Source organism: Bartonella sp. DB5-6, assembly GCF_000278115.1.
In the GTDB taxonomy this organism is placed as follows: domain Bacteria; phylum Pseudomonadota; class Alphaproteobacteria; order Rhizobiales; family Rhizobiaceae; genus Bartonella; species Bartonella refiksaydamii.
Genome location: NZ_JH725119.1, coordinates 50,909 through 63,904, shown reverse-complemented (window position 1 = coordinate 63,904; position 12,996 = coordinate 50,909). Strand labels below are relative to the sequence as shown.

Here is a 12,996-nt window from a genome sequence, read left to right as displayed (position 1 = left end):
GGTAGCATGCTTTATGGTAACACGCGCATTTGGTAATATTTTTCTCTTGATTACTATCAGTGTTATAAATGATTATGCAAAAGATCGACTTTGTTCTCTTATGAACTGCGCTATCTTAGGCTTTCAGAAAACTTTTATGGCATCATAGCTAACAAAACACTATAGGTTTAGTTAGCTCTCTTTCTCCTTGGAGATATATCTGTCTGTCTTTTTACAATCGAGTTTGTTCAATCTAAGTGCATTACTCAAAGAGCATGAATTTTACTTCTACTTATTTTGCTTTTATTTTTTGTTATGAAATAGATATGCTCATTGGCAACCATTATTGAACAGTTCATAGATATTTCTAAACCATTTGATTTTTCAGCTAAAATAACTTGTTTTAGCTTATATATTTTTAGATGTTTGTACAATTTATAAGAAAATTAATCAGCTCTTGACTTTTTTTAGAACATCCGTAGTGTTACCGCAAAATCTGATTACGTCGGAAATGGATTTTTACAGTGATATGATATCATTTTCAGTATAAAATAGGATTGATAAATTATGGCCAAAGCAGCAACCATTAAGATCAAGCTTTTGTCAACTGCGGATACTGGTTTTTTCTATGTGACAAAGAAAAATAGCCGTACAATGACAGACAAAATGAGCAAACGTAAATATGACCCAGTTATAAAAAAGCACGTTGAATTTAAAGAAACAAAAATTAAATAGTGGATTACAGCGCTTAAGTAATAGATTCTGCAACCAAAGGTAAATGCAGTTTTATTGCTCTTCGAAGTTATTTTTTGAGGAGCGTTTTTTGTTATTTAAGTTAACAAAATGGTGAATCTGTAATCCGTATGCCTTGTACAACCTTGTACAAAATTAAATGGGTTGATTTATTTTTTGGTTGCCTATTTGTCCCGTTTTGATATGCAACCAACATGCAAAGTGCAATAACTATAACAAAATTCTCTCATGAGAATGAGAGGGTATTTGTATCGAAGAAATAGAAATTTTTTATAAAAATTATAAGCGATTTTCACTAAATCAAACGTATATACAGTAGCAATTTCTTTATTCCATGAAAAAGAAGTTTTCTCATTTTAATTTAAGAAACCTTAACTTAAAGATTATCGGTTTTAGTAGTCTCATTGCTGCTACCATTCTTATCATTATGATAATTTATTTTAAACATACCCAAACATTCCTTCAAAAAGCAAGTTTTTCTGTTAAAACATCACTCGAAGGTCACGCATTTGTTATTGATGGCGATTCAATCATGATTTCTTCTGTCATAATCCGGCTTGTAGGAATTGATGCTCCAGAGCTCCAACAATTTTGTGGTAACAAAAACGCACGCTATCCCTGTGGGCTTAAGGCAAAAAAATATTTAGAAAAACTCATAGCAAACCATCCTGTCACATGTCATTGGCACAAAAAAGATAAATATCGTCGTATTCTTGCTATATGTAAAACAAAACAAGTCAGCAATATTAATGCAACGCTTGTACGTAATGGTTGGGCAGTAAGTTACCATGATTACCCTAAAGAAGAGCAAGAAGCCAGAGAGAGGAAAAAAGGGATATGGCAATCCAATTTTCAACAACCAAGAAAATGGCGAAGAGCACATCCTCGAATAGAATAAGGAAAATTTTCTTTGATCTCCTATTTGCCAATGAAGCAACCACACTCTAGCCAAATTAGAGAACTTGAAAAGAGAATTTATTCTTGTTGCATTTGTGTTCAACAACCACGCTATCTTCCTTCTCTTCCTCACGAACCAAAACCTGTTGCTTATTTATCCGATACAGCTTCGGTTGCAATCGCAGGACAAGCACCAAGTTTACGTGTACATGAAAGTTCTATTCCTTTTAATGATCGTTCTGGCGATAGATTACGTAATTGGCTCAACGTAACAAAAGAGGAATTTTATAACAGATCTCTCTTTGCTATTGTTCCTATGGGATTTTGTTTTCCAGGCTATGATCAAAATAACTCTGATCTACCACCAAGACGTGAATGTCAAGAAATATGGCATAAAAAGGTCTTTCAGGCTATGCCACAAATAAAACTTGTCCTTGCTATTGGAAGTTATGCGCAAAAATGGCATATTACAGAGTTAAAACATAAAACTGTTTCAGCAACAGTCAGTGATTGGAGAAATATTCTTTCCATACGTCAACCTCGAGGCTATAATGTCATGCCTTTACCTCATCCATCATGGAGGAATACTTCTTGGTTACAAAAAAATACATGGTTTAATGATGAGCTTATCGTGTACCTGCAGCGTCTAGTGCGTAAATTTTTATAAACTGAAAATTGAGAAAAGTATGGATCGTCTTGATCGAAAAATTTTACATCTTTTGCAAGAAAATGCGACACTCTCTGTTGCTGATATCGCTAAAAAAGTTGGTCTTTCCACCACTCCTTGCTGGCGCAGAATTCAAAAACTTGAAGAAGATGGTGTTATTCAACGCCGTGTTGCTGTTCTTTCTCCAGAAAAAGTAAATGCACACGTTACCGTATTTGTGTCTATTCGTACAAACACACACAGTCATGAATGGTTTAAGCGTTTTTCTAAAATTGTGCAGGAATTTCGTGAAGTGATTGAATTTTATCGGATGAGTGGAGACATTGACTATTTATTGCGTGTTGTCGTACCCAATATTGAAGCTTATGATCTTTTTTATAAGAAATTAATTGCTAAGATTGATATCCGTGACGTCTCATCATCTTTCGCAATGGAACAGATTAAATACACAACGGAACTCCCACTCAATTATATAAAATTACACGAAAAAACCAATGAATAAAACTCTCAAAAGCTTCCTTCAATCTTTAAAGACATTCATCTTTTAAGCAATTAAGCCTTCTTGTTCAAAAAACGTCATTTGTGTATGTGCCAAAACAGCAGCCTTGACAATACCAGCCGCCAAAGCCGCACCTGTCCCTTCGCCAACACGCATACCTAGATCTAAAAGCGGTTCTTTGCCAATTTTTTTTAAGAGTTTACGATGTACTGATTCAGAAGAAACATGTCCAACAAGAACATGGTCAAGAGCTCTTGGATTCATTTTATAAAGCACTGCTGCTGCTGCTGTTGCTACAAAACCATCTAAAATAACCGGCACTTTTTCCATCCTTGCTGCTAAAATGGCACCAATCATAGCAGCAATTTCACGCCCTCCTAGGCGGCGCATTATTTCAAAAGGATTTTTAAAATAATTTTTATGTAGAGAAATAGCTGTCTTGACCGCTGCTATTTTACGTTGATAAAATTCCCCTTCAGATTCCATACCACTTCCTGTCCATTCCTCAACTTCTCCACCAAACAATGCTAAACACAAAGCTGAAGCTATCGTTGTGTTTCCAATACCCATTTCACCTATACACAAGAGATCTGTTCCACCAGCAATAGATTCCATTCCAAACGCCATAGTAGCAGCTGCACTACGCTCGTCCATTGCTGCATCTTTGGTAATATTCATTGTTGGATATTCCAGTGCTAAATCAAATATCTTCAATCCAAGATCATAAGCTATACATATTTGATTAATAACAGCACCACCAATTGAAAAATTTTGTACCATCTTTTGTGTCATAGATTGTGGAAAAGGTGTAATATTCTCTTCTGTAATGCCATGATTCCCAGAAAAAATAGCAACCAAGGGACGCATTACAAGCGGCTTTTCTGTTCCTCTCCATCCTGCATACCAAACCGCAATATCTCCTAATTTTCCTAGCGTTCCTCGAGCGCTCGTTAATTTTTTTTGCCGTTTTTTTGCCAAAGTTGTAGAAAATGCATCAGCAGTAGGTAAATTTGTGAGTAAAGCACAAAAATCATCAAATGGACTAACGGTCATGAAGTTACCTTTTTAAATCTACAATCTTTAATGAGAATCTTGTCATATATACAGGATATGAATAATTTGTTGTTTTTTTAAGCAGCGTTTTAAAGTTAAATATTATTAGAAAAATTATCTTTAACTCTATTTTATAACAAAACAACTATTTTACTAATTTATATATTACCAATATTATCAATATATTATACTATGTATTTATATTATATTCTTAACTTGTTTCCATATTGAGTAACATTGATCAGCATACTGTTTAACATATGGTACCAATACCCTCTCCATAGAAAAGCTAATGACTTTCTGAAATTTACGAATCTTGTTTATTCACAAACCTCATAAAAAAGTAAAATTTTATGGAATCTAAACTTTAACATAGATTAATTTATAAACTGTTATTAAATGAGAGCAGAAAAAGCTTCTTTCAAAACGTGCACGCCCGCATTGGTTTTTGTTGCATCATTTGATAACATTTGCCGCCATCGACGTGCCCCGTTCCGACCATGAAATAAACCAATCATGTGACGTGTTACATGAGAAAGCTTCCCTCCTAATGCGATATGCCGAGCAGCATAATCACACATAGCCTCAATAAGCTCACTATCACTTAGATCACTCTGCGGTTCACCATATATTTCAAAATCAATATGCTTTAACAAAGTTGGATCATGATAAATTTGTCGACCAACCATAGTCGCATCACACAAAATTAAATGCTCTTTGATTTCATCAATAGATTTAATTCCACCATTTATCCCAATGAATTTATGAGGATATCTACGTTTTAATTTATAAACTCTTTCATAATTAAGTGGGGGAATATTACGATTTTCTTTCGGGCTTAATCCTTTTAACCATGCTTTGCGTGCATGAACCCAGAGTGCATCACACCCTGCATTCCAAACTTGATCAGCGAAAAGATCTAAAGCTAATTCTTCATCCTGCTCATCCACACCAACACGACACTTGACAGTGACAGGTATAGTAACTACTTTTTTCATCGCTTCCACAGCATTTGCTACAATGTCAAGATGTAACATCAAACAAGCACCAAATACACCCGCTTGAACACGATTTGATGGACAACCAACATTGAGATTTATTTCATCATAACCAAATCCTTCAGCAATTCGTGCCGCCTCTGCCAATTTTTGAGGATCTGCTCCCCCTAATTGCAACGCAATTGGATGTTCTTTATAATTCAAAGCAAACAATTGTTTACGAACACCGTGAATTACAGCATCAGCTACAATCATTTCGGTATAAAGAAGTGCCCTTTTCGTTAAAAGGCGATAAAAAAACCTGCAATGCTGGTCTGTCCAGCCTAACATTGGCGCTACTGCAAATTTTACTGATGATGGAGAACCATAAAATATCATAGGAAGATTACTCTATCATCCCCACTAAGTGCGTTTTATTCATCTATACAAAACCACAACTGTTTCTACTCCATAGAAAACTTTATTCTCTTTACTATCACTTAAAGATGTAGGAATATGCTCTCTATCTTATCATCTTCCTTAATTGACCAAAATTTTGCTCAAATCAAAAGAAAAACGCAATACACCATTCCTAACAGAACGACTTCCAGATATGATGGACATGTAGTTTGTCTATAAAATATGAATTGTAAACAGAGAAATATTTTTATTTGAAAGCCTTTTCTCGTCACTCATATGAGTCTTTAAAAATTACACCCACGCTATCCAGCACAATATTTAAGATGTGCTGAGTTTGATAAACAATAAACAAAGCATCATATATAATTCGCACCATTGTAGCTCATTTTCCTTCAATATTTTCAACTTACTGCGCAAATAGATACTATATAAGGCGGCTAGCACAGAATCGAATTATAATAAATCTTGTTTACTCTCTTTTTGACTTCGCATGTAAGCAGAAAGAACATTAACCTCTTTTTCATTAAACAAAAGTCCAAGTTTTGAACGGCGCCATAATATATCTTCACATGTTTTAGCCCATTCCTTTTCCATTAACCATTTGACTTCTACTTCGTAGAGCCCGTGTCCAAAATCTTTTCCTTTATCCACCTTACCATTTGCAAATATTAGTAGCGCCTCCGAACCATAAGACCGTGCAAGTCTACGGTATGTAAAAACATCTAAATCTGGAATCAAAAGAGCGATCTCATTTTCAATTGTATCTAGCCTATTATACGGAAAATCACCTCCAGGAAGTGTTGAGTTTGCTGTCCATGGCGCTCCCTTTGTTCCAAGTGCTTTTTCAACAAATTTCATCGCATCTTCAGCCAGCTTGCGATAGGTCGTAATTTTCCCACCATAAAGATTAAGAATCCGTGGTACACTTTCTGTCCCCATTTCTTTCAGAGTGTAATCACGCGTAATTTCTTGCGCTTTTGAAGCTCCATCATCATAGAGTGGACGGACACCAGAGTAAGTCCAGACAATATTCTCACGCAATATAGGTTGTATGAAATATTCACTTGCTGCCGTACAGATATAATCAATCTCTGTATCCGTAATATGAACATCCGCAGGATCACCCTGATAGTCACAATCTGTAGTTCCAAGCAATGTAAATTCTTCTTGATACGGAATAGAAAATATAACACGCCCATCACCGTTTTGAAAAATATAAGCACGATCATGGGCATAAAGCTTAGGAACCAGAATATGAGATCCCCTGACAAGTCGTACAGACGGATTCTCTTTACAGTTCAATACGTCTGCCAGAATGTGATTAATCCAAGGACCCGTCATATTCGCCACATAAGAAGCACTAACATAATATTCTTTACCGCTTAATCTATTTCGAAGAACTATAAGCCATTTTTTTTCTTCTTTCTTTAATGAGAGCACTTCTGTCCGAACTTTTATATCGGCCCCCTGCTTTTCTGCGTCACGCGCATTAGCAATGACTAGACGTGCATCATCTACTCTTGCATCAGAATATTCAAAACCTATACGATACTCTTCCTTAAGTGTAGAGCAAAATTTTTTTGAAAAATTAACTGTTTTACTGCGCCACAGCTTTTGATTCCAATTCCCTAAATAATCATAAATGAAAAGTCCAAAACGTAACATCCAAGCAGGACGCAACTTTTTATGATAAGGGAGGAGAAAACGTAAAGGACGCACAATATGGGGAGCCATACGCCAAATGATTTCGCGTTCTTTTAACGCTTCACGAACTAATCTGAATTCATAGTGTTCAAGATAACGAAGACCGCCATGAATAAGCTTTGTTGATGCACTTGAGGTCCCTGATGCAAGATCATTCATCTCCACCAATCCTACTTTAAACCCGCGCCCAGCTGCATCTCTCGCCAATCCACATCCGTTTATTCCTCCACCAATAATAAACAGGTCATAATGTGCTGTGGTTTTCATAATTTTGCTTTTCATCATTCAATGTAATTTGTTCCACTGTGCTCGATAAAGCAATAGTGAAAAGTCAATACAAATGCTGTTTATTGGATTATCAAGGTGCTCTTCCCCACAAAAATGCGCATAAATATTTTAGCTGTTAAAAAACATAATCAACACAAAATATTCTTCATATAAAATCTTTTTTAATTGATGCTTTTCCAGTAAGCTACTAAATTTACACTATAGTCAAATGCTTTATTGCACGTAAGCAATAGATTTCATATAGTTTACTCAACATGACAATAAAAAATAGAAATGAGAAGCCGTATAAATGACCCATCAGCCTCAATCCTCAAAAACAACGTTCATTGCAAAATTGTCAGCAACAGTTATGTTGAGTATTTTAATCTGCTCATCTTTTTTATCAAATGCAACATCAAGCGACAAAAGAGCAAATTACGTAAACGCAGAAAGTCTGAAAACAGAGCTTTTGAAAGATCCTACTTTTTTATCCAAGCTCAAAGAAAAGATTACACCACGTATTGATGATCATGATATTCAAAAAATTATAAGAGATTATTTACTCGCTCACCCAGAGATCATAATAGAAATGCAGCTTAGCCTCGAAGAAAAATTAGAAAAGGAAAGCGAGCAAAAAACCAAAAAACAAGCTTCAATCATCAACTTGTTGAAAAAAGAAATTTTTCAGTTTCCTCATGACGCTTTTTTAGGAAATCCAAATGGTAAAAAAGTTCTTGTTGATTTTTTTGATTACAATTGTGGGCATTGTAAGATGTCCTATCCGTACATAGAAAATTTAATAAAAGAACACTCAGACCTCCGCGTAATTATCAAAGATTTACCAATTTTAGGCACTGATTCTATAGCTGCTCATACTGTTGCCTATGTTTTCCGTAAACAATTTCCAGAGAAATATCCTAAGTTTCATAAAGCCCTCTTAACGAGCAAAAGCCGTGTAAATGAAGCTAAAGCTATAAAAATAGCAGTCTCATTAGGAGCAGATGAGAAAAAGCTGCGCAATGCAATAAAAGACCCTAATCTCAAAAATTCCTTTAAAAAAAATATTCAAATCGCTTCTATGCTCAATATTACAGGAACACCTTCTTACATCATTGGTGATAAAGTATTTATCGGAGCCGTGGGCCAAGATATTTTGGAAGAAGCTATACAAAATATACAATAAATATCTTTAAATATCTTTTCCTTACCTCGTCAATTTTATGAAGAATCCCGTAAATGAAATAATTTTATGCTTTCTCTTTTTTGATAACAGGCTTATAAGTGGAATGTCGCATAGTAGATAATGGTTTAAAATTGCAAAGTATAATTCTAAAAAAGTAAAGAGCTTTTAACGGAAGCCCCCAAAAAGATCATCCGTAGTCTAGAGATATTCAGTCATAAGAATTAAATAATGACGATCTTCATTGATCGAGGAGTTAGTGACAAAATGACAACAAAAAAAATGGATAAGGCAAAACATACTGCAATTGACACAAAAATTATCCGTGACCTTGCTGAAATTTTAAATGATACCAATTTAACAAACATTGAACTTGAACAAGGTGAACTTCGTATTTGTGTATCACGCCAAAATACCTCAGCCACTCCTGAACGAACAATTTATGCACCTCTTTCCACCCCTACTGTTGCTGTAACTTCTCCCTCTACCCCAATAACTGAAACTCCTATACAAGAAGACAAATCAAAAAATGCAATAACATCTCCAATGGTTGGAACAGCTTATCTTGCACCGTCACCAGGAGCTCAGCCTTTTGTAGAAGTAGGACAAAATGTTTCTGAAGGCCAAGCATTACTTATCATTGAAGCAATGAAAACGATGAATCAAATTCCATCACCACGCTCAGGTACAGTGACCTCTATCTTTGTTAAAGATGGGCAACCCGTTGAGTTTGGTGAACCACTTATTGTTGTTGAATAAAGCGAGGGGTAACCATGATTCGAAAGATCCTCATTGCTAATCGGGGAGAAATTGCTCTTCGCGTTCTGCGAGCCTGCAAAGAACTTGGAATAAAAACCGTAGCCGTTCATTCCACTGCTGACGCTGATGCAATGCATGTTCGCCTTGCTGACGAAAGTGTCTGTATTGGACCTCCTCCGGCGCGCGATTCTTATTTAAGTATTCATCAAATTATTGCAGCTTGCGAGATCACAGGGGCTGATGCTGTTCATCCGGGCTATGGCTTTCTTTCTGAGAATGCAAAATTTGCAGATGTTCTTGAAGCCCATGATATTACATTCATCGGCCCAACGGCTGCGCATATTCGAACCATGGGTGATAAAATTGAAGCAAAGAAAACTGCTAAAAAGCTTGGAATTCCCGTAGTCCCTGGTTCAGATGGAGCTGTCACTGAGGAAGCAGAAGCTTTGCGCACAGCTCGTGAAATTGGTTATCCAGTTATTATTAAGGCTTCTGCGGGTGGTGGTGGACGGGGTATGAAAGTCGTCCATTCAGAACAAGAATTTGCTATAGCTCTCAAAACGACCCGTTCAGAGGCGGCTGCAGCCTTTGGCGATGATGCCGTTTATATCGAAAAATATCTTGAAAAACCTCGTCATATTGAAATTCAAGTTATAGGTGATGGAGCAGGAAATGCTGTTCATTTAGGAGAACGCGATTGTTCACTTCAACGACGTCATCAAAAAATATGGGAAGAAGCTACATCACCAGCTCTTAATGAAACTGAACGGAAAAAGATTGGTGATATTGTTGCAAATGCCTGTGCACAACTTGAATATCGCGGAGCGGGTACTATTGAGTTTCTCTATGAAAATGGTGAATTCTACTTCATTGAGATGAATACGCGTTTACAAGTCGAGCATCCTGTAACAGAAGCGATTACAGGTATAGATTTAGTTCATGAGCAAATTCATATTGCTTCAGGCGAAAAACTTTCCGTTACTCAAGACGATGTCTGCTTCTCTGGTCATGCTATTGAATGTCGTATCAATGCGGAAGATCCTATTAACTTTACGCCGTCACCAGGAACTATTACACATTTTCATACACCTGGAGGTTTAGGAATTCGCGTTGATTCAGGTGCTTATTCGGGTTATCGTATTCCTCCTTATTACGATAGCATGATTGGAAAGCTAATTGTTCATGGACGTACTCGCTTAGAATGCATGATGCGTTTACGACGTGCTTTAGATGAATTTGTGGTCGATGGAATAAAAACCACATTGCCTCTCTTTCGCGATCTCATTAACAATCAAGATATTGCAGACGGTAATTATAATATTCACTGGCTAGAAAAATATCTTTCTAGCCAAGCAGCTTCTCCAGATTTGTAATCTGACAACAAAATGGTGAACTTGCATCAATGCTTATTTATGATGACGTATTAATTTTATAATTAATCGTTTAGCAACTTGAATGGGAGCATCGAAACAGGGTGATTCGCTTATTGCAAACTTTTTTATGGTAAATAAATAAAAATCAGTTGCTTGTAGCTACAAGAGAAATCAACATGCAAATAAAAATTATTCAATAAAGGAGCAAAAATTCTTCTAAGAAAACATCTTAATGTAAGAGCAATCGGCAAACATTAGAAACTAAGAAATCAAATTGTAGCGTCAGCTTATTACTTCGTAAGTTTAAATATGAGACAATACCCAACATTGCTGTAAATGATGATAAGAAAATAAAAAATCTGATTATTTTATAACTTATGATACAAGTTTTTTAAAATATGTACCCAAACTGATAATTTTCTATTTTCCTTTTTATGAGTTTGTGCTACCTCCTACGTGGTTGTGCCCTTATAGCTCAGTTGGTAGAGCACCTGATTTGTAATCAGGGGGTCGGGAGTTCGAGTCTCTCTGGGGGCACCATTTTTTATTTTTAACGTATTGAAATATATAGATTTTTTCTTTAAAGAGCTGTTTTTAGACCACCTTTTAGACAACCCTTTACGATTTATACAACTTTATCTAATTTACTCCTATTTGCTCCTTATTTTTCTTTGGAGTGAATGCTAAGATCTCTTTCTTTCTCCACCTCACTGCTCTTCCTAGCTTATAGGGCTCCGGAAATAACCCCTGAAGCACCCAATTGCGAATCGTTGTTGTGGATACACTAAAAAGCTGTGCACACTCACGTGTCGTTACATATCTATCGCCATCATCAAATATCATCTCATTACCTTTCTCTTTTTTATATTAATTAAATGGGCGGGGGTGCTGGGAGGAGAGAACACCCCCATAGGTTTAAGCGGCTTTTGTCAAGATTTGCTTCATGTCTTGATCTATTTCTGCTAAAAAGGCTTCAACAGCTTTATTGATCTGTTCAATTTGTTCCTCATCACGGTGAACGCGTCTGATTTTCATTCTCAAACCAGTAGATCTACCTACAAATTGTGTGTAGCTTGACGGCAGGTTTTGTATATTTTGCCACTAGGTTTTGTACCAATTTATTTTTTTTCAAAAGTTTTTTTAGGGGTTCTCAAAGGGTCTTCAAAGGTCTTTCAAAGGGTATTTAAAGAGCCTTTAATGCATATTTTTCTCTTCTCCTAAAAAGTGCAAACTTTACACTTTGAATCTAAGAGTGCTTCACAACCAATCGAAGGTTGAACTTGCCCCTTTGGTGATCTGTTTCCAACAACTTCTATTCTTTGTTGCTTTTCTTTCTCTTGTTTGGAGCTTCGAGGGTGATTTCTGTTGTGTAACCGCTTTGCTTGTCATAGCGGTGGGTAACGGTTGCGGCTTTCCATGGTCCATTGATTTCGCCACGAAACCCTTGCAATAAAAGAGGTTGGTCGGCCATGATTTCTGGACGCCCCGCAAGGGACAAAGAACCACTGCCTACAGCACGGCATAATCGGTCTGATTCTGAGGCAGCAGCAGCCAGAGCTTCTTCCTCACAGGTGTAGCAATTGCGCAAGCGACGCATGGGACCGCTAAAACCTGTCTGATGTTTTACTTGGCATTGCTGCCCTTGGGAGCGGTCAAAATAAAAAGCTTCAATGCTGCCATATTGCGTGCGCGGCTCAAGGGTAAATTCCCAGCTGGAACAGTCATGTTTATGGATGTCGAGGGCTGGTAAATTCTCTCCGCTTAAAAATAAAAACTTATTATCCTTGATTAAAAAACACGCCTGCATCCGGTCGGCAAGGCGGGTTAAAAAATCAACAGCCGATTGATCTGTACGAATCACATAAGGCAAAGTTTGTTGAGTGAACTGAGGACTAATCTTTGCTTGATAGCCATGGCGTTTGGCTAATGTCTCAACAATCTCGCCAACAGTTTTGTGGTCAAAATGTTCGCTTGTTTGTTCTTTGAGTTCTTTACGCATCGAAGCACTTTTGCCACAAAGACGCAATATCTCTCCCTCACTGCCACCGGAACTGATCACCGATTCGACAACAAAACGCCCCATAGAAGCACTGATGCTGTTCTCATAGCCAAAGATCACTTGCAGTGCACTGTTGCTTTGCGGAACCTCTAAATCATTGCCACTATCGTCAAACTCTGCTTCAAAGCTATCAGCTTCATTGCCGGCATGATCTGTGATGGTTGCCGTTAAAAGACGCTGGTAAAAAACCTCATGAACAGGTTTGTCTCCCACTTTGACCACAATAAAAGGGTGTGTGCGCATTAATCCCATAGCCGCTTCACCATGCTTTGGGGATTGTGAAGTGCAAATTCAGGCAAGAGAACGGTTAAGCCCCGCGGCAAAAGAGCACCATATTTAGCAATCTCTGGATTGGCTTCCAAGGTAGATTCTAAGTAGCCGCTTACAGCTCCAACTTGGATGTGCTCCC

General features: G+C 37.0%; 13 protein-coding genes, 1 tRNA gene and 1 pseudogene. 8 read left to right on the top strand and 7 right to left on the bottom strand.

The window, feature by feature from the left end:
• Window positions 1-546 precede the first annotated feature (546 nt).
• From rpmG to MCO_RS06165, 4 genes are all read left to right on the top strand, one after another.
• On the top strand, window positions 547-714 hold the full coding sequence (gene rpmG, locus MCO_RS06180; RefSeq protein WP_007553285.1) for a 50S ribosomal protein L33: 168 nt from the start codon (window positions 547-549) through the stop codon (window positions 712-714).
• Between the two features lie 352 nt (window positions 715-1,066).
• Window positions 1,067-1,630: a thermonuclease family protein gene (locus tag MCO_RS06175; RefSeq protein WP_007553284.1), complete on the top strand. Its 564-nt coding sequence runs from the start codon at window positions 1,067-1,069 to the stop codon at window positions 1,628-1,630.
• Between the two features lie 30 nt (window positions 1,631-1,660).
• Window positions 1,661-2,296, top strand: coding sequence for a uracil-DNA glycosylase family protein (locus tag MCO_RS06170; RefSeq protein ID WP_007553283.1), 636 nt, complete (start codon window positions 1,661-1,663; stop codon window positions 2,294-2,296).
• A gap of 19 nt (window positions 2,297-2,315) precedes the next feature.
• Window positions 2,316-2,798: an Lrp/AsnC family transcriptional regulator gene (locus tag MCO_RS06165; RefSeq protein ID WP_007553282.1), complete on the top strand. Its 483-nt coding sequence runs from the start codon at window positions 2,316-2,318 to the stop codon at window positions 2,796-2,798.
• 42 nt (window positions 2,799-2,840) lie between these two features.
• Here the strand turns inward: MCO_RS06165 and cobT are convergent, their stop codons facing one another.
• The 3 genes from cobT to glpD form a co-directional block, all read right to left on the bottom strand.
• Window positions 2,841-3,848: a nicotinate-nucleotide--dimethylbenzimidazole phosphoribosyltransferase gene (gene cobT / locus MCO_RS06160; protein ID WP_007553281.1), complete on the bottom strand. Its 1,008-nt coding sequence runs from the start codon at window positions 3,846-3,848 to the stop codon at window positions 2,841-2,843.
• Between the two features lie 395 nt (window positions 3,849-4,243).
• Window positions 4,244-5,224 (bottom strand): tRNA dihydrouridine(20/20a) synthase DusA, encoded by a 981-nt coding sequence (dusA, locus tag MCO_RS06155; protein ID WP_007553280.1) that lies wholly within the window; start codon window positions 5,222-5,224, stop codon window positions 4,244-4,246.
• 474 nt (window positions 5,225-5,698) lie between these two features.
• The gene (gene glpD / locus MCO_RS06150) at window positions 5,699-7,234 is read right to left on the bottom strand and encodes a glycerol-3-phosphate dehydrogenase (RefSeq protein ID WP_007553279.1); all 1,536 of its coding nucleotides are present in this window, start codon (window positions 7,232-7,234) and stop codon (window positions 5,699-5,701) included.
• A 292-nt stretch (window positions 7,235-7,526) separates the two neighbouring features.
• Between glpD and MCO_RS06145 the strand changes: the two genes are divergently transcribed.
• From MCO_RS06145 to MCO_RS06130, 4 genes are all read left to right on the top strand, one after another.
• Complete coding sequence (locus MCO_RS06145; protein ID WP_007553278.1) at window positions 7,527-8,399, top strand: DsbA family protein; 873 nt, start codon at window positions 7,527-7,529, stop codon at window positions 8,397-8,399.
• 264 nt (window positions 8,400-8,663) lie between these two features.
• Window positions 8,664-9,155, top strand: a complete 492-nt coding sequence (gene accB / locus MCO_RS06140; RefSeq protein ID WP_007553277.1) for an acetyl-CoA carboxylase biotin carboxyl carrier protein — start codon at window positions 8,664-8,666, stop codon at window positions 9,153-9,155.
• A 14-nt stretch (window positions 9,156-9,169) separates the two neighbouring features.
• Window positions 9,170-10,528: an acetyl-CoA carboxylase biotin carboxylase subunit gene (gene accC / locus MCO_RS06135; RefSeq protein ID WP_007553276.1), complete on the top strand. Its 1,359-nt coding sequence runs from the start codon at window positions 9,170-9,172 to the stop codon at window positions 10,526-10,528.
• Between the two features lie 464 nt (window positions 10,529-10,992).
• Window positions 10,993-11,068 (top strand) — tRNA-Thr (locus tag MCO_RS06130).
• 99 nt (window positions 11,069-11,167) lie between these two features.
• On the opposite strand, the gene MCO_RS06125 is transcribed toward MCO_RS06130, so the two are convergent.
• The 4 genes and pseudogenes from MCO_RS06125 to MCO_RS06115 all read right to left on the bottom strand — a co-directional run.
• Window positions 11,168-11,371, bottom strand: a complete 204-nt coding sequence (locus tag MCO_RS06125; RefSeq protein WP_007553275.1) for an AlpA family transcriptional regulator — start codon at window positions 11,369-11,371, stop codon at window positions 11,168-11,170.
• Between the two features lie 72 nt (window positions 11,372-11,443).
• Window positions 11,444-11,590, bottom strand: a pseudogene (locus MCO_RS10195) (exonuclease); the annotation flags it as partial.
• Window positions 11,591-11,840: 250 nt separating this feature from the next.
• Complete coding sequence (locus MCO_RS06120) at window positions 11,841-12,830, bottom strand: phage late control D family protein (RefSeq protein ID WP_007553274.1); 990 nt, start codon at window positions 12,828-12,830, stop codon at window positions 11,841-11,843.
• Window positions 12,830-12,996: tail protein X (locus MCO_RS06115; RefSeq protein WP_007553273.1), on the bottom strand; the 167-nt coding region annotated here is incomplete at its 5' end. The genes MCO_RS06115 and MCO_RS06120, both read right to left, overlap by 1 nt.